Genomic DNA, 18,111 nt, shown 5'->3' with positions numbered 1-18,111 from the left:
TATTCCTTGAGTACGAATAATCCTGTGTTAAGTCACCATATTTCTTCTCAGTTCAATGAAGATTTGCAGGATGTAAATACCAAATTTATGGCCATGGGTGGTTTGGTAGAGCAGCAGGTTGCCAACTCGATTCACGCACTCTTGGATACCGATGCAGCCTTGGCGGTAGAAGTTCAGTTCCAAGACAATGTTGTCAATCGCATGGAAACCGAAATTGATGAAGCCTTAACGTTGATTTTGGCGCGTCGTCATCCAGCCGCAATTGATTTGCGTATGGTGATTGCCATGTCTAAAGCCAATACTGACTTAGAGCGTATTGGTGATGAAGCTGCAAAAATTGCCCGTATTGCCCAAAACTTATGTGAAGAAGGTGGTTCGCCACGCGGCTATATGGAAACACGTCATATTGGTAATCAAGTGCGTGTCATGATTCACGATGCACTGGATGCTTTTGCACGTTTAGATGTCGATCAAGCACTGCGTGTTTTACTTGCCGATGCCGATATTGACCGTGAATATCAATCTGCAACACGTACTCTAATGACGTATATGATTGAAGATCCGCGTCATATTTCACGTGTGATTAATGTGATGTGGGTGTTACGTTCATTAGAGCGTATTGGTGACCACGCACGAAATATTTCAGAACAAGTGATTTATATGGTCAAAGGTTTTGACGTACGTCATACCAGTGTCAAAGAAATTGAAGAAAAAGTACAGGAACGCTAAGTTCAGCTTTTTTGAATATTCAGCCTCATCTAATGATGGGGCTTTTTTTATGGCTTGAAACAGCCGAAATTTTGGATAAAAAAAAATCTCAGACTTTGGGGGAAATCTGAGATTGAAATCGGGGATATTTATTATAGTGAGAGATAATTGCTTATCTCCTTGAAAATAAGTATAGGAAAATCACACTCAAGAATCATGTGGTTTATTGTAGTGGAATGTAGTGTTTTATATACAAATGTATTTTTAAATTACATTATTTTTAGTGTGATTATTTTTAAAACTATTGTCTTTAAAATCAATAATTAATATATTTTTGAGTGCTTTACTGTGACTATGAGTTATATGACTTCAGTCGAAAAATAAAAATAGGAAATTAGCTTAATTTTTTGAATCTATTTTCATTTATTTAAAACATTGTTGCGGCAACTCATAATCACAAATGGCATAAAAAAAGAGCCTTCATAAAGACTCTTTTAATTGTAAAATAAACAAGGTTTGAATTTTCCAAAATGAAAAAACAGTACTTGGATTAGTTTTGAGGTTTTAAGCCTTCTGCGACTTCCAAACTGGCATCATTGTTGAGAAACTTCTCACGTTGTTCTTCCAAAAACTTTTTCGCTTCAGGTTCAAACACATTTAAACGCTTTTCATTAATGAGCGTAGTTTGGTGTTTGAGCCATTCCTGCCAAGCCTGTTTAGATACCGTTTCAAGTAATTCTTGACCTTTGGCACCCGGAAAAGGAGCGAAATCCATCGCTTCCATGTCGGTTTGATATTTACGACAAAATACTTGTTTAGACATCTCTCACTTCCTGATTATGCATAAAGTTGAGCAAGACGTGTTTGAGCACGTTCAATTGCTGCAGCGACTTGTGCAGGTGCAGTACCACCAATATGATCACGTGCATTTACAGAAGCCTCAAGGGTCAAGGCTTTTTCAAATACATCGGCTTGAATCAAATCAGAGAATTGTTGTAATTGCGCTAAGCTCAGTTCAGACAAGTCTTTACCGTCTTGAACACCTAAGGCTACGGCTTTACCTACAATTTCATGCGCATCACGGAATGCTACGCCATTTTTCACCAAGTAATCGGCAAGGTCGGTTGCGGTAGAGAAACCACGCAATGCTGCTTCACGCATTTCTGCAATATTTGGTACTAAGGCAGGAATCATGTCGGCAAATGCCATGAGTGAGCCACGTACCGTATCAATTGCATCAAATAAAGGTTCTTTGTCTTCTTGGTTGTCTTTGTTGTAAGCCAAAGGCTGACCTTTCATCAGGGTTAATAGGCTCATTAAATCGCCATAGACACGACCTGTTTTGCCGCGCACCAATTCAGGTACGTCTGGGTTTTTCTTCTGCGGCATAATGGATGAGCCTGTGCAGAAACGGTCTGGAATATTCACAAACTTAAATTGTGCCGATGTCCATAAAATCAGCTCTTCAGACATGCGTGACAAGTGCATCATAATTAACGATGCAGCGGCATTAAATTCGATCCCAAAATCACGGTCTGATACTGCATCTAGCGAGTTTTCAGATACAGCTTCAAAACCAAGTAGTTCTGCGGTATAAGCTCGGTCAATTGGGTAAGTCGTGCCTGCTAATGCAGCAGAACCCAATGGCATGCGGTTGACACGTTTACGACAGTCAATTAAACGCTCAGAGTCACGTACCAACATTTCGAACCATGCCATAAGGTGATGACCAAAAGTCACAGGCTGTGCGGTTTGCAAATGGGTAAAACCAGGCATAATGGTGTGGGTGTTTTTGGCTGCCAAGCTCAAAATGCCGTGTTGTAATTTTTTTAATAATTCTAAAATAGCATCAATTTCGTCACGGACATATAAACGAATATCGGTTGCCACCTGGTCGTTACGGCTACGACCTGTATGTAATTTTTTACCTGTAATGCCAATACGTTGAGTAAGGCGTGATTCGATGTTCATGTGGACATCTTCAAGGTCAATACGCCATTCAAATTGACCTGCTTCAATTTCAGCCTGAATGGTATTTAAACCTTGGATAATATCGTCACGCTCTTCAGTCGTAAGTACGCCTACTTTGGCAAGCATCGTTGCATGTGCAATTGAGCCAGCAATATCTTGTTTATAAAAGCGTTGGTCAAATTGAACAGATGCTGTAAATTCAGCAACAAAAGCATCAGTCGCTTCAGAGAAACGACCGCCCCACATACCCGAAGTTTGGGCTTGTGACGGATTTGAGGAATTAGAAGATGTGGTCATATCGGCTCAATAAAGTAAAAAGCGGTGATTTGGACAAGAGTATAACAAATTCAGATTCACTTGCCGAAGAACAAGCCAATCAAACTTATGCTGATACGCAGGCAGAACAAAATTATGTGTATTTTTTTACGAAAATAGGGCGTTGGCAATATCTAATTGAACTATTTATTGGCAGTAATGCTTTGGCAATGGTCTTGGCTTTGGCTGAAGCACAGGGCTGGCAAGGTTTAAGTTTTACTCGGGTGCTGCAATATATTTTGTATATCAACTGGGTGGTATTGTGTTTTGCGGCTTTGGTTGAATTTTTTCAGGCACGTTTTTTACGCATGGGCTTGGCGCTATCGTTTATGGTGAGTTTTATCTTGCTGCAAACCATCGTATTGGTCACGACACTCAGTTTAAATACCTTATTGCATTTTGGGCAAAATTTTCATTTACAGCAGTTTAGTCTGGCTGAACTCATGCATGGGATTGGACTGCATTTGAGTTATGGTGTGATTTTGGGTGCGTTTTGTTTTCGTTATATCTATGTCCGAGAACAAGCTACTCAGCAGCGGCATAGCGAATTGCAAGCGCGGGTGCATGCTATGCAGGCCCGTATTCATCCACACTTTTTGTTTAACAGCTTAAATAATGTGATCAGTCTAATTGCAATTGATCCCGATAAAGCCGAGCAGATGCTGCTGAATTTATCACGTTTATTCCGTGCCAGTTTGCAGGAATTAAAACTGGTGAGCCTGAAAGATGAGATTGAACTTTGCCAGCGATATTTAGAGATTGAACAAATTCGTTTGGGTGATCGGTTGGCGGTAGAATGGAAAATTGAACAACCGCAACTGCTCAGTCAGGTACAAATACCCTTATTAACTTTACAACCCTTGTTAGAAAATAGTATTTTTCATGGAGTTGAAAAAGTTTTAGCAAAGAGTACGATAAGTATATTGATCGAAATATTGCAAAACCAAGTCAATATTGTCATTACAAATCCGTATGTCAGCGATAAAATAAATTTAAGACAAGGACACGGTATCGCGCTACAAAACGTGGAACAGCGCTTAAAAGCGTATTATGGGCGCAGTGTTACTTTCAAAAATTATGCGGGGAATGGTATGTACACCACGGTGCTGCAATACCGTTATAAATAAAAAAACTTGTGATTGTTCTGATTTTTCTAGACTTGATAAAAATAAAGTTATTGACTTAAAAAGGAGGAAAAATGGACATCCTAATTTGTGATGATGAGCCTCTAGCTAGAGAGCGATTATCACGTTTGGTCACTCAACTGGGGCATCATGTGGTGGCAACGGCAGCTCATGGGCAACAGGCGATTGAACTGGCGGATGAACATCAGCCGGATGTCATATTATTAGATATTCAAATGCCGGGAATGGATGGTTTAAGTTGCGCTCAACATTTGCGTGAGCTTGACCCAATGCCAGCCATTGTGTTTTGTACCGCCTACGATGAACATGCACTCGAGGCATTTAAGTCCAATGCGGAAGGCTATTTGTTAAAACCTATTATGCAACAGGAATTGCAACAGGTTTTAGATCATTTAACAAAACTCACGCAAGCGCAGATGAGTCATTTAAAACAAAAAGAAAATATGAACGAATTAAAAATAAAACGTCACCAAATTGCTGCGAAAACTTATCGTGGTGTAGAGTTGGTGCCTATAGAAAATATCTATTATTTTTTAGCCGATCAGAAATATGTCACGGTGCGTCATAAAAATGGCAGTGTCTTGATTGATGAAACGCTGAAAGATTTAGAAACCGAATTTGGTGATCTGTTTATTCGGATTCACCGAAATGCCTTGGTCTCGATTCAGTTTTTGGAGGGGCTAGAAGTGGTCAATTCAGGACAGTATCAGGTACGTTGCCGCGAGCTAGATGAGCGTTTGGCTGTTAGTCGACGACATTTGCCTTTATTGCGAGAACGCATCCAAAAACTCTAATTGATCAGCCTCATCGCAGATGAATACGCAGCAGATTGATAAATCGGCAAAGAAATAGACTTGCATTTTTAGGGGATCAGGTTAAGTTTAGATGAACTTATTTATCTTGCTTAGCCACTATGATGAAAACCCTGAAAATTGCAACTCGACAAAGCCCGCTTGCGTTATGGCAGGCTGAACACATTCGTGCCCGTTTAGAGGCGATGCATGCCGATTTAACTGTTGAGTTGGTGACCTTTGTCACACAGGGCGATAAAATTTTAGATACCCCATTGGCAAAAATTGGGGGGAAGGGCTTATTTGTCAAAGAATTAGAAGCCGCCTTAATGGATGGTCGTGCCGATTTAGCCGTACACTCTATGAAAGATGTACCCATGGCATTGCCTGAAGGTTTGAGCTTGGCGGTCATTTGTGAGCGTGAAGACCCACTCGATGCCTTTGTGTCGAATCACTATGCCAGTTTTGCAGATTTACCACAGGGCGCTAAAGTTGGAACCTCAAGCTTGCGCCGTAAATGCCAAATTTTAAAAGCACGTCCAGATTTAGAGATTATTGATTTACGTGGCAATGTGGGTACGCGCTTGTCTAAGCTAGATGATGGTCAGTATGACGCGATTATTTTAGCCAGTGCAGGATTAAAGCGTTTGGGCTTGGCAGAGCGTATTCGTCATACCATTCAGCCTGATGTGAGCTTACCTGCCGTTGGGCAAGGGGCTTTGGGTCTGGAATGTCGTAGCCAAGATCAGGCGGTGTTGGATTTAATTTTGCCGTTAATGCATGCCGAAACCAATGTCTGTGTACGTGCCGAACGTGCTTTTAATGCCTACTTGGAAGGCGGTTGTCAGGTGCCAATTGCAGGCTACGCAACTTTGCAGAATGGTCAGTTGCAGATTGAAGGTCGTGTTGGTAGTGTCGATGGGCAAACCATTCTTAAAGCTGTGCAATTTGGCGCACCTGAACAGGCTGAAATGCTAGGTGAAGAATTGGCAAAAGCTTTATTGGCACAGGGTGCGGGCGAATTACTCAAAGCCCTGTATCAATAATTCATATTGCACCAGAAGCCCATGCTCTTCATTAATACCCGACCTCAAGATCGTGCAGAGGCCTTAACTCAGGCTTTGCAACAACAGCATATTGAGGTCATTGATTTGCCCTTGTTGCAGCTTTCTGCACAGCCGTGGTCGGAGCAACTGGCTAATTTATATGCCCAGTTGCCTCACACGCATATTATTGTGGTGGTTAGTCCGACTGCTGTCGATATTGGGATGCAATATTTAGCCCGAAGCCAAATATCATTGCAGGATTTGCAGCATATACGTTGGGTGGCTGTGGGTGAGAAAACAGCAGAAGTTTTACGTGGATATGGTCTTTACAGCGAAGTCCCGCAGGTTGAAACTTCCGAAGGGATGCTGAGTTTGCCGTGTTTGCAAAATTTGAAAGTCGGCACACACATTGCCTTTTGGCGTGGCGAGGGCGGACGGCAATTTATGATGCAAACACTGCTTGATCAGGGGATGCAGATCCATAATTTTGTATTGTATCGGCGGGAGTGTCCTGCCAGTTCTATTGAAAAAATGCAGGCAGTACGCGCACGTTTAATACAATCTTCAGAATTTATCATGATGATCAGCAGTGAAGCCAGTTGGTTAAACTGGCTAAGCTTAATTCAGCGGGATTTCGATCTACTGAACAAAGGTCATTATTGGGTATTGGGTGATCGTTTAGAGAAAATTTTGCTCGATTATCAAACGCAGCATCATACAAAATATAACGTATTCAAGTTGACCCATTTAAAAACAGAATTAATATTGCAGCAAATGATGCGCATGCAAGGAAAACTATGAAAAAACTGGTTGTGATAGTGGTGTTGATCGCTTTGGTCTGGATCGTCAAATTAAGTTTTGATGTGATGCAAATTTCAGCGCAACAACAGCAACTCAGTCAAAGTTTGCATCTTGCAGAAAAAACCAATGCCAATTTAAATGATCAGTTGGTGGCTTTGCAGCGCCGTAATTATACCCAAGATGCACCAGAACAGCCCGCAGTATCCAGCGCTGTGCAGCAAGAAGATGCGATTCAACCAGTAGATATGGTGGCGCAGCAATTGGACTTGGTGGAATTTTCCTTACAACAACAACAGTTTCACTATGCGACTGAAAAGCTAGCTCATTTAGACCGTGAGTTAAACGAATATGCTTTAGCTCCTGCTTTGAAACAAAGTTTGCACCAAGTTGTTCAGCAAGATCAGAAACAAATTCAACAACTTATAACAACACGTGATGCGCAATATCAACAAGTAAGTCAGTTATTGCAGCAATTAGATCAACAATTAAAACAGCAAGCTCAACAACCTGAGCTGAACCCTGCCGATGTCGATGATCGTTATTTTTGGCAAAAATGGCTGAGTATTGAATCTGCCAAGCAACCTGCGACACAGTTGATGCAGCGTCAGATTATTTTAAAAGAAGCGCAATTGCGTCTATTGCTGGCTCGACAAGTCTTTATGCAAGGTCAATATGTGCAATATCAACAAGAAGTGAATGACATTATTCAGTTATTACAACAATTGCCTGATCAGAAAGCACAACAATTGGTTCAGCAATTAGAAAAAATTAAAAACTTAAATATCGTTCCAACGCCGAGTTTAAAAACACGTGCTTTATTGGGGGCGGTATAAATGAAACAGATTTTACTCGCCTATGTGGTGGTCAGTATTGTATTGGTCGCTTTGCTGAGCGTACTGAGTTATGGGTATGGTTCAGGCTATGTTTATGTGTATTGGCGCGAATGGCAATTACAAACCAATATTTGGTTGTTGTTGTTCTTTTTCTTATCGATCAGTGTTTCACTACAAATTTTATGGTTGTTGTTAAAGCGCTATTTTAGCCGTGAACAGCGTAAGGTTGAAACAGTATTTAACTTTAAAAATCTGCATCCATATGAGCAATTGGCGGTCATTTGGTTGCTAGATGCTGCAGAAGATCAACACCAGTTTATTCGACAGGTGTTTGCCCAGTCAGGTTTGCTCAAAGGAGTGATGGAAGCACGTATGCACTCCATCCAACAGCAATATCTGCAAGCGTTGGCTGCCTTAAATCAAAGCAGTGCCATGGCGTTTGAGTTGGCAGAAATACAGCGTATTGAAATTTATTTAGCGCAGCAACAACCTGAACAAGCTTTGACGCATTTAGAGTTTTTGAATCAGCACGAATTATCGCCGTGGTTATTTAAAGTCAAAACGGCTTATCAAAAACGTTTAATTGCCTTGTGGGGCGAATTTGCCACGCAATATCCTTGGCATTATTTACGTTCGACCAAATACGGGCATTTAGATGCAGACACCAAGCAAAAGTGGCTGACTGAGTTATTAACCCAATTTGAGCAGGCTGATGCAGAAAATTTACAGGCTTTGCAGCAGCGTTATAGTGATTTAAGTGAGCAGATTTTCAGTCAGTCTTATGCCATTCAGGTGTTGTGGTTGAAGTTATTGTCGCGTCTGCCTGATTTAGCCGCACAACATGAACGTCTTTCGGTACAGATGTTGAGTGAACAGTTTAATCAGGAAGTGTTTTATTTATGGTTCCAACAGCAGTTGTTAAAACAACAACCTGATTATGCCAAAATTGAACAGCAAATAAATCTGTGGGAACAGAAATACCCTGCATTACCTGTATTTAGTTTTGCCAAATGGCATATTTTTACAGCAACAGCGCGTTATTCAGAAGCCGAGCAATTACTGGATTTATATCCTGAACACGTATTAATGAGTTATTTAAGAGTTAAATCTAATTTAAAAGATCAGCCTGAATTATTAAAACAGTTAAATTTAATCTTTGAAAATAATTCTAATTTTGTCGAAATTAAAATTTAAGGGTGAGTTGTGTTAACACTAGCAGATTATCCAATTGTTTTTGAGCAGCGTGTTGCATGGGGAGATATGGATGCTTTTGGGCATGTCAATAATGTGATCTATTACCGTTATATTGAAAGTGCGCGTTTATATTATTTAGACCATTTAAAAATTTTACAGCAAGATGTTTTGACTGTGATTGCCTCAAATCAGTGCAAATATATACGTCCTGTGGTTTATCCTGATATTTTAAAAATTGGCGTTCGGGTAGAAGAATTGCGTAATAGTGCCATGCGTATGCATTATTTAATCCACAGTGAAGCACAGCAAATGGTGGTGGCAGAGGCAGATGCGGTGATTGTATGTGTAGATCGCGTCAATATGCAAAAAACCTTAATCCCTGAAAATGTACGCGCGGGTATTCATAAAATAGAAAAAACCGTACCGCATATTCTTGATTAAATCTTAATAATCAGTTCATAATATGTCCGACTGTTATTTATATGTAGAGTAGTAGATTTTTTATTGACGCTTCGGTTTGATAAAAATAGAATGAATCTGCTTAATTTAATAACTGAATATAAAAAGCATAGTTTTTGGAGTAAGTATGATGCCTGATATTAGCAATTTGTCTGTAGAACAGTTAAAGCGTTTACAAGCTGAAGCGGAAGCATTAATTGCCACGAAAAAAGATCAAGCAATTGAAGATGCCTATAATCAAATTTTAGCGATTGCAGACAATTTGGGTTTAAGCATTGAGCAGATTTTGGAAGTTGGCGAAAGCAAGCGTAAGAAAAGCCCACGTAAAACTGTAGCGCCACGTTATCGTAGCAAAATCAATTCTACAGATACTTGGACTGGTCGTGGTAAAAAACCACGCTGGTTAGTCGCTGAATTAGAAAAAGGCGCAAAACTTGAAGATTTTCTAATCTAAGCTTCATCAATTTGTCATTGATTTGACTTAGAGTTCAAAAACCAAGCAATACAGCTTGGTTTTTTTATCTGTATCAATTGGCGACGCCGAAAAAGTGTGCATAATGTGTGAGTGTTATAAAAGTCATTCATAGAAAAATTAGTAAGGTTGGTCGTGGTGGCATGATAAAGAAACCCAAATACATCACGTGGTGGATTTTCGCCCTCATTGCATTTTTGTTTTTTGTGTTGTTACAAATCCCAGCAGCGTGGTTGATTTCAAAATTTTATAAAAATAATCAGACCTTACATAATGTGAGTGGTAATATTTGGAAAGGACAAGCCGATTGGCATAAAGGACAGTTACGTGGCTCTTTAAGTTGGAATACACGTCCTTTAGATTTATTTTTATTGCGTGTCGCTGCCGATGTTGAAGTACACAGTGGCAATACCAAACTCGAAGGCATTGTTGGCTATCGTTTTGGTAGCGTCTTGGTGCAATCTTTAGATGGGCAAGTTGCGCCAGAAACCTTAAAAAGTATTGTGGACTGGCAGTGGCCAAGTAATGCGATTCAACTCAAAGACATTCATTTGAATTTTAAAAAACAACAAGGTTTTACCAAAAGCAAAGGACAGTTGCAGTGGGCGGGTGGCGAATTGCTGTATCGTTTTGCTCAGCGCCAAGACCGTATGAATATTCCTGCGTTAAAAGGCAGCTTGTCTGATGAAAATGGCAAACTGTTATTTGATATTCGCGATCAACGTGAACAAAAAATGCTGAATATTGCGCTTGATCAAAGCTTGATGTTAGATGTACAACTTACGCAACGCTTATTGATGAATATCGCCTCTTATGAGGGTAAAGCGGGCTTAGATACCTATGTAATCAGTACTCGCCAACCTCTATTTAAAGGAGGTTTCTAATGCGTACACTCTCTGAACGATTGGAGAATTTGCACTGGAAGCAGTTTGATCGTGCTGCGCCTGTACTTTTAACTTTTTTGATTTTGTACCTGTGTTGGAAGCTGGCGAGTTTATTTTGGTGGGTTGTTGCGCCGCCCCAAGTCATACAAATTGATCGGGTGGAGTTAGGTTCACAGCAACCACAAATCCCGAATATTTCATCCTTTGCATTGTTTCAAGAACTAGGGCGTAGCAACACTGCCGATGATCAATTAAATATGACCTTGCAAGGTGTGGTGGTTGGGCAACCGAGTCGGTATTCTTCTGCGGTCATTAAAGTGAATGATGTGGCAGAGCGATACCGTGTTGGCGATGTGATTGATTCGAGTCAGTACCAATTGGCAGAAGTTTATTGGGATCGGGTGGTTTTACGTCATAGCAGTGGCGCGACGCGTGAAGTATTGTTTAAAGGTATTGAAAATGGTTTAAATCAACCTATCGCACCTTTAATTCCAAGTGGTAATCAAGCTCCTGTAACTGCACCTACGCAGTCCGCACAACCGAATAATGCCATTGGACAGGCAGTGCAGCGCATACAGGAAGATCGCGAACAATACTTAAAAGAGATGGGTGTTGAAGCAAATACGGGCAATGGTTATGAAGTGACTACACGTACGCCAGCCGCTTTAAGAAATAAACTGGGTTTACAGCCAGGTGACCGTATTTTGTCTTTAAATGGGCAAAACGTCGGGCAAGGACAAAGCGATGCACAATTGCTTGAACAGGCACGTCGTGAAGGTCAAGTGAAATTAGAAATAAAACGTGGTGATCAAGTGATGACCATACAACAAAATTTTTAAATGGATCGGCATCGTAACTACATGCAGAGACATATTTAGGGTTAGGAAACACAGTAGATTATGGCTTTATTGAATCATGAGCGTCCATTTTGGGCATTACTGGCTGCTGCACCGCTTGTTGCAATGGTGAGTACTGCAAGTCATGCGCAAACCTGGAAAATTAATTTACGTGATGCGGACTTAACTGCATTTATTAATGAAGTGGCCGATATTACAGGCAAGAACTTTGCAGTCGATCCGCGTGTGCGTGGCAATGTCACGGTGATTTCCAACAAAGCCCTGAATAAAAATGAAGTCTATGACCTGTTTTTAGGCGTATTGAATGTGAATGGTGTGGTGGCAATACCATCAGGCAATACCATTCGCCTTGTACCTGACAGCAATGTAAAAAGCTCAGGCATTCCCTATGATGGTCGTCAAAATGCGCGTGGTGACCAAATTGTAACGCGAGTGATTTGGCTAGAAAATACCAATGCCAATGACCTGATTCCTGCTTTACGTCCGCTCATGCCGCAGTTTGCGCATTTGTCTGCGGTCGGGGGCACCAATGCTCTAATCGTGTCTGATCGTGCCAGTAACATTTATCAGTTAGAAAGCATTATTCGTAACCTAGATGGTACGGGGCAAAATGACATTGAAGCGATTAGCCTGCAATCCAGTCAAGCCGAAGAAGTCATTGGCTTGCTTGAGTCGATGAGTTCGACAGGGGCAGCGAAAGATGTTAAAGGTTCGCGTGTGCGTATTGTGGCGGACAACCGTACCAATCGTATTATCATCAAAGGCGATACCGCAACACGTAAACGCATTCGTCAAATGATTGAAATGATGGATGTGCCTGCGGCAGATCGTTTGGGTGGTTTGAAGGTTTTTCGCTTGAAATATGCCAGTGCACAGAATTTAGCAGAAATATTGCAAGGTCTGGTTTCAGGACAGGCGGTGAGCAGCAGCTCTAATGCAAATAGCAACAGTAACAACAACAGTGCTAGTAATTTAAGCAGCACCAATAACAACACAGGTAATTCATCGACTATTTCCACCCCAAGTATTAATTTGGGTGGCAGCTCGAATAGCAACAATCAAAACAACATCACCAGTTTTAATGGTAATGGTGTCAGTATTATTGCCGATGGCTCGCAAAATGCTTTGGTGGTCAAAGCCGATCCGCAGTTGATGCGTGAAATTGAATCGGCCATTCAGCAACTAGATACCCGTCGTCAACAAGTGTTGATTGAAGCTGCGATTATAGAAGTGGAAGGTACCGATGCCGACCAATTGGGTGTGCAGTGGGCATTGGGCGATTTAAGCAGCGGTATCGGTCTAATTAATTTTGACAATATTGGTGCAAGTTTAAAAAATGTTGCTGCAGGCTATTTAACTGGTGGTGCAGCAGGCGCAGGCAGTGCGATTGGTGCAGGTACGTCATTGGTGTTGGGTGATTATCGTGAAGGTCGTGATGGTTCACGCAAGCTATATGGTGCGATGATTCAGGCCTTGAAGGAAAAAACCAAATCCAATTTATTGTCTACGCCATCTATTGTGACCATGGACAATGAAGAAGCCTATATTGTGGTTGGTGAAAACGTTCCTTTTGTAACAGGTTCATTATCTACCAATGGTGGTGTGGCAAATCCGTATACCACTATTGAACGTAAAGATGTCGGGGTTACTTTAAAAGTCGTGCCACATATTGGTGAAGGCGGAACACTACGCTTGGAAGTTGAACAAGAAGTGTCAGATGTCAAAGCCAATAAAGGTCAGGCGCAGGATTTAGTCACCAGCAAACGCGCAATTAAAACTTCTATTTTGGCCGAGCACGGACAAACCATTGTCTTAGGTGGCTTAATTTCTGATAACTCGGTTTATAGTCGTCAGGCTGTGCCAGGGTTGGGTGCTATTCCAGGGTTGGGGCGTTTATTCCGTTCCGATGGTCAATCTAATCAAAAACGTAATTTATTGATTTTTATTCACCCAACCATTGTGGGAGATAGTCAGGATATTCGCCGTATTTCGCAGCAGCGTTATAGCCAATTGTATAGCCTTCAGTTGGCAATGGATGCCGATGGTAGCTTTGCTAAACTGCCTGAGAATGTTAGCGATGTTTATCAGCAGCGTTTGCCTGTATCTCGAGTTGCGCCGCAAACAGGAACTTATCAAACCTTACCATCAGCAGTGTCTGCAAACCGCACAGCAACGGTGGTGAGCACCCCTGTTGCGATTGAGCCTGCGGTACAGCGCCAAAACGTAGTTTTGCCGCAGCAGGAAGTCAGCAAAACTAAAAATACAGTCACTACGACCACAATTCGCGCTACACCTTAATCGTATCCTGCGCAGATTGTGGTTGAGGGCATGTTATGATGTCGCCAAATCACACGAGAGAAGTTATTTATGACTTGGAAAATACAAGCAATTAGCGGTGAATTTACTGGCCAAGAAATTAGTATCGACCGTGATATGTTGGTGGGGCGTCATCAAAGTGCAGATTTGGTGCTGCAATCGGCAGAAATTTCACGTAAACATGCGGCTTTTTTACTTAAAGAACAAGCGCTGTATGTGCAAGATTTAAATTCTTCCAACGGCACTTTTGTAAATGATTTACGCATTGCCGATGAAACCTTACTTAAAGAAGGTGATATCGTCCAATTTGCCAGCTTAAAGTTTTCAGTATTTGCGCCTGCGGTTGAATTGGAACATGCGGCAGATGTCGCCGAAACTGCTGAAAAAGTCACAGCACAAACAGAAAAAACACCTGCACAGCAAATGAACGAGCAGGGAATGCCTGAATTGAATCAACGTGACAGTTCTGTGCAATTAAACCGTGATGGTATGCCGCAAGGCGTGGCAGTACCAAAACCAGCACCTATTCCAGAAGGCGTGGATATTCATGCAGTTCCAGCAGAGCCAACACCTGTGTCTGTCGAGCAGCCTGTTTCTCGTGTGGAACAAGAGAAAGAACAGCAAAAAAATGCTTCTGTTGGCTTGATTTCACTGATTGTCTTGGTGATTTTGGCAGTTTTGGCTTGGCTATTGTTTAAATAAGCAGCCTTTGCTTTACAATCAAGGCATGCGATCGCATGCCTTTGTTCATTTAGGGGGAAGAATGTCTATTGCTCAGCTTGATACACGTCAAGTCATTTTATTTGATTTAGATGGCACTTTGGTCGATTCTGCGACAGATTTATACCGCGCCATGAACATGAGTTTAAATGCACTGCAACTGCCTTTGGTAACACTGGAACAAGTGCGAACTTGGGTGGGGAAGGGAACTGCGGTATTTTGCAATAGTGTCTTATCGCACTTAATGGGCGAAGTTCATCCTGAACAGCAACAACAGCTACTGAACACCTTCTTAGAAATTTATAATGCCGATCCGTGTATCGACACACAACCATTCCCGGGCATTATTGAATTTTTGGACTGGGCAAAAGCACAACAAAAAACCTTAGTTTGTGTGACCAATAAACCTGAACTACCTGCTCGTGCCATTGTTGAAGCATTAGAGATGCAACACTATTTTGCTGATGTGATTGGTGGAGATCGCTTTGAGGAGCGTAAACCACACCCGCGTCAATTGCTGCATTGTGTTGAACATTATCAAGTGGAGAAGTCTCAAGTCTTGATGATTGGTGATTCTTCTAATGATGTTGAAGCCGCGCGTCGAGCAGGGATTGATTGTATTGTGGTCAGCTACGGCTATAATCATGGTGAGCCGATTGCCAATTGTCAGCCGCAACAAATTGTGGATAATTTAACTGAATTGTTAAATATTTAAGATTCAAAAATCAAATAATTTTACGCTAATTGCTATAAAGGATATCAATATGAGTCAGGCTGTAATGCCCATATTTCGATGGCGACGCTAGTCAATCTACAACCGTCCTTCACTTCGTCTTATCGAAAACATTGCTACATCGAAATATAGAGAGCTTCACATGACCACTCTGACTCAATTTGAACAACTTAAAGCAGCAGGCTACAACCTCATTCCTGTATATCGCCAGCGTTTGGCCGATACCGAAACTCCATTGTCGGTATTTGCACGTTTGAAGCAGCATCAACAAGCCTATTTGTTTGAGTCTGTAGAAGGTGGTGAAAACTGGGCACGTTATTCAATTATTGGTTTGGGTGAATCTACAGTTTTCTCCTGTAATGCGGGTGAACTCACCATCCAACATGCTGACGGTTCAATCGAAAAACAAACTTGTGCACAGCCGTTTCAGTATATCCGCGATTTTCAAGCGCAATTTAAAGTGCCTACGCAAGCTGACTTGCCTGAATTGCCAAGCTTTACAGGTGGTTTGGTGGGTTATTTTGGTTACGATGCAGTGCGTTATATCGAACCGCGTTTAAAAAACGTGCCTGCAGCAGATCCAGTCGGTTTGCCTGATATTTGGATGATGTTGTCTAAAACAGTCATCGTGTTTGATAACTTAAAAGATACCTTGTTCTTAATTGTGCATGCCGATGCAGCGCAGGCAGATGCTTATGACAAGGCACAACAACAACTCGATGCACTAGAAGAAATTTTAGCAACCCCGATTAGTCTAAAAGCAGAAAAACATACGCCACCACATTTTGAATCGCTTACAGGCAAAGAAAAATTCTTGACGACCATTGATACCGTCAAAGAATACATTCGTGCAGGCGATGTTATGCAAGTGGTGCCTGGACATCGCATGGTGTCAGATTTTGATGGTGAGCCGTTACAGGTTTATCGTGCTTTGCGCCATCTCAACCCATCGCCGTACTTATTCTTGGTACAAGGCAAAACTTTGGGCGATGATCAGCCGTTTCATATTGTCGGCTCATCACCTGAAATTTTATCGCGTTTGGAAAATGGTATTGCCACTGTGCGTCCTTTAGCAGGTACACGCCCGCGCGGTAAAACCAAAGAAGAAGATTTGGCACTTGAGCAAGATTTGTTGTCGGATGAAAAAGAAATTGCCGAACACTTAATGCTGATTGACTTGGGGCGTAATGATGTCGGGCGTATCGCCAAAATTGGTAAAGTACAAGTGACTGATCAAATGGTGATCGAGCGTTATTCGCATGTCATGCATATTGTGTCCAATGTGCAAGGTGAAGTGCGTGACGATGTCGATGCTTTGGATGTTTTTCAGGCAACTTTCCCTGCAGGGACACTTTCGGGTGCACCAAAAATTCGTGCCATGGAAATTATTGATGAAGTTGAGCCTGTAAAACGTGGTGTTTTTGGTGGTGCTGTTGGTTATTTAGGCTGGCATGGCGAAATGGACATGTCGATTGCGATTCGTACCTGTGTTATTCGTCAAAATAAGGTCTATGTGCAGGCAGGCGCAGGTCTAGTTGCGGACTCAAATCCTGAATCTGAATGGAATGAAACCCAAATAAAAGCTCGCGCAGTGATCAAAGCGGTTGAATTATCATCAAATGGATTGATTTTATGAGTTTTTAGCGTTTTTTTTGAAAAAAACACTTGCACGGATTTCAAGTTTTGCTAAACTGCACACCGTTCCGATACGAAACGTACGAAACACTAAGAAACGCCGGCATAGCTCAGTTGGTAGAGCAACTGACTTGTAATCAGTAGGTCCACAGTTCGAATCCGTGTGCCGGCACCATCTTAGGGAGTTTGAGTTGTTAAGTAAAGAACGAACACTGAGTAAGTGTGAAAATGGTGGGATTCCCGAGCGGTCAAAGGGAGCAGACTGTAACTCTGCCGCGTAAGCTTCGAAGGTTCGAATCCTTCTCCCACCACCATTAACTTCGATAGAAGTGGTAATTACCAACATAGATGCGGGAGTAGCTCAGTTGGTAGAGCGGCAGCCTTCCAAGCTGCATGTCGCGAGTTCGATCCTCGTCTCCCGCTCCATCGAAGGATTTGTCGCTCTTATAGCTCAGTGGTAGAGCACTCCCTTGGTAAGGGAGAGGTCTCGAGTTCAAATCTCGATAAGAGCTCCAGATACAGTTTAGCGATTATTCGCACAAGATTTTCAAAAAGCAGGCTTATTAGTCTGCTTTTCAAGTATTAGGTGTCTAGTTTTTTAGGCGATATGTCGGGGCAGAGTTTTACTCAGCATTGTGTTCGACGTAAACGAGGAAGATGAACATGGCTAAGGCTAAGTTTGAACGTAATAAGCCACACGTTAACGTGGGCACAATCGGTCACGTTGACCATGGTAAAACAACTTTAACAGCTGCGATTGCTACAGTATGTGCACGTAAGTTTGGTGGTGAAGCGAAAGATTACGCTGCTATCGACTCTGCACCAGAAGAAAAAGCACGTGGTATTACAATTAATACTTCTCACGTAGAATACGATTCTCCAACTCGTCACTACGCGCACGTAGACTGCCCAGGCCACGCCGACTATGTTAAAAACATGATCACTGGTGCTGCTCAGATGGACGGTGCGATCCTTGTTTGTTCAGCGACTGATGGTCCAATGCCACAAACTCGTGAACACATCCTTCTTTCTCGTCAGGTAGGTGTACCTTACATCATCGTATTCTTAAACAAATGCGATATCGTAGACGATGAAGAGTTAATTGAATTAGTTGAAATGGAAGTTCGTGAACTTCTTTCTACTTACGACTTCCCAGGCGACGACACTCCAGTAATCCGTGGTTCAGCACTTGCTGCACTTAACGGTGAATCAGGTCAATATGGTGAAGATG

18 protein-coding genes and 4 tRNA genes are annotated in these 18,111 nt (G+C 41.9%); 20 read left to right on the top strand and 2 right to left on the bottom strand.

The genetic code is table 11. The annotated features are described in order from the left end of the window. Positions 1-6: 6 nt before the first annotated feature. On the top strand, positions 7-729 hold the full coding sequence (gene phoU, locus AC07E5_RS00530; protein ID WP_004975736.1) for a phosphate signaling complex protein PhoU: 723 nt from the start codon (positions 7-9) through the stop codon (positions 727-729). A gap of 529 nt (positions 730-1,258) precedes the next feature. Here phoU and AC07E5_RS00525 read toward each other — a convergent pair. Then, positions 1,259-1,531, bottom strand: coding sequence for an oxidative damage protection protein (locus tag AC07E5_RS00525; RefSeq protein WP_004975738.1), 273 nt, complete (start codon positions 1,529-1,531; stop codon positions 1,259-1,261). 14 nt (positions 1,532-1,545) lie between these two features. Further along, positions 1,546-2,976 (bottom strand): argininosuccinate lyase, encoded by a 1,431-nt coding sequence (gene argH, locus AC07E5_RS00520; RefSeq protein WP_317097852.1) that lies wholly within the window; start codon positions 2,974-2,976, stop codon positions 1,546-1,548. Between argH and AC07E5_RS00515 the strand changes: the two genes are divergently transcribed. The 19 genes from AC07E5_RS00515 to AC07E5_RS00425 form a co-directional block, all read left to right on the top strand. Beyond that, positions 2,967-4,121, top strand: a complete 1,155-nt coding sequence (locus AC07E5_RS00515) for a sensor histidine kinase (protein WP_317097853.1) — start codon at positions 2,967-2,969, stop codon at positions 4,119-4,121. The two genes, argH and AC07E5_RS00515, sit on opposite strands and share 10 nt — an antisense overlap. A 71-nt stretch (positions 4,122-4,192) precedes the next feature. After that, positions 4,193-4,933 (top strand): LytR/AlgR family response regulator transcription factor, encoded by a 741-nt coding sequence (locus AC07E5_RS00510; RefSeq protein ID WP_317097854.1) that lies wholly within the window; start codon positions 4,193-4,195, stop codon positions 4,931-4,933. A 122-nt stretch (positions 4,934-5,055) separates the two neighbouring features. Beyond that, positions 5,056-5,976: a hydroxymethylbilane synthase gene (gene hemC / locus AC07E5_RS00505; RefSeq protein WP_096901970.1), complete on the top strand. Its 921-nt coding sequence runs from the start codon at positions 5,056-5,058 to the stop codon at positions 5,974-5,976. A 21-nt stretch (positions 5,977-5,997) separates the two neighbouring features. Then, positions 5,998-6,777, top strand: a complete 780-nt coding sequence (locus AC07E5_RS00500; protein WP_004975746.1) for a uroporphyrinogen-III synthase — start codon at positions 5,998-6,000, stop codon at positions 6,775-6,777. Beyond that, entirely contained in the window at positions 6,774-7,610 is an 837-nt protein-coding gene (locus AC07E5_RS00495; protein WP_317097855.1) for a hypothetical protein, read from the top strand. The genes AC07E5_RS00500 and AC07E5_RS00495 overlap by 4 nt, the downstream gene beginning before the upstream one ends. After that, positions 7,611-8,804 (top strand): heme biosynthesis protein HemY, encoded by a 1,194-nt coding sequence (locus AC07E5_RS00490; protein ID WP_317097856.1) that lies wholly within the window; start codon positions 7,611-7,613, stop codon positions 8,802-8,804. Between the two features lie 9 nt (positions 8,805-8,813). Further along, a complete protein-coding gene (locus tag AC07E5_RS00485) occupies positions 8,814-9,245 on the top strand; it encodes an acyl-CoA thioesterase (protein WP_004975749.1) in 432 nt (143 codons plus the stop codon). A 145-nt stretch (positions 9,246-9,390) separates the two neighbouring features. Beyond that, positions 9,391-9,717, top strand: a complete 327-nt coding sequence (locus AC07E5_RS00480) for an H-NS histone family protein (protein ID WP_004975751.1) — start codon at positions 9,391-9,393, stop codon at positions 9,715-9,717. 161 nt (positions 9,718-9,878) lie between these two features. Beyond that, the gene (gspN, locus tag AC07E5_RS00475; protein WP_317098172.1) at positions 9,879-10,619 is read left to right on the top strand and encodes a type II secretion system protein N; all 741 of its coding nucleotides are present in this window, start codon (positions 9,879-9,881) and stop codon (positions 10,617-10,619) included. Next, positions 10,619-11,458 (top strand): type II secretion system protein N, encoded by an 840-nt coding sequence (locus AC07E5_RS00470; protein WP_317098171.1) that lies wholly within the window; start codon positions 10,619-10,621, stop codon positions 11,456-11,458. Before gspN ends, AC07E5_RS00470 begins: the two co-directional genes overlap by 1 nt. Positions 11,459-11,518: 60 nt before the next feature. After that, on the top strand, positions 11,519-13,774 hold the full coding sequence (gene gspD / locus AC07E5_RS00465) for a type II secretion system secretin GspD (RefSeq protein WP_104852930.1): 2,256 nt from the start codon (positions 11,519-11,521) through the stop codon (positions 13,772-13,774). Between the two features lie 69 nt (positions 13,775-13,843). Then, on the top strand, positions 13,844-14,494 hold the full coding sequence (locus AC07E5_RS00460) for an FHA domain-containing protein (protein ID WP_004975761.1): 651 nt from the start codon (positions 13,844-13,846) through the stop codon (positions 14,492-14,494). A gap of 61 nt (positions 14,495-14,555) precedes the next feature. Then, positions 14,556-15,227, top strand: a complete 672-nt coding sequence (locus tag AC07E5_RS00455) for a phosphoglycolate phosphatase (protein WP_004975764.1) — start codon at positions 14,556-14,558, stop codon at positions 15,225-15,227. A gap of 160 nt (positions 15,228-15,387) precedes the next feature. Beyond that, entirely contained in the window at positions 15,388-16,881 is a 1,494-nt protein-coding gene (gene trpE, locus AC07E5_RS00450; protein WP_317098170.1) for an anthranilate synthase component I, read from the top strand. A 98-nt stretch (positions 16,882-16,979) separates the two neighbouring features. Further along, positions 16,980-17,055 (top strand) — tRNA-Thr (locus tag AC07E5_RS00445). Between the two features lie 55 nt (positions 17,056-17,110). Then, a tRNA-Tyr gene (locus AC07E5_RS00440) sits at positions 17,111-17,194 on the top strand. 36 nt (positions 17,195-17,230) lie between these two features. Next, positions 17,231-17,306 (top strand) — tRNA-Gly (locus AC07E5_RS00435). A gap of 14 nt (positions 17,307-17,320) precedes the next feature. After that, positions 17,321-17,395: transfer RNA gene (locus AC07E5_RS00430), tRNA-Thr, on the top strand. A gap of 148 nt (positions 17,396-17,543) precedes the next feature. Continuing rightward, the coding region (locus AC07E5_RS00425; RefSeq protein WP_180006095.1) for a GTP-binding protein at positions 17,544-18,111 on the top strand (568 nt) is incomplete at its 3' end.

It is taken from the genome of Acinetobacter seohaensis (assembly GCF_056431365.1).
The sequence above is the reverse complement of the archived record's forward strand: the minus strand, read 5'-3'. Positions and strand labels throughout refer to the sequence as shown.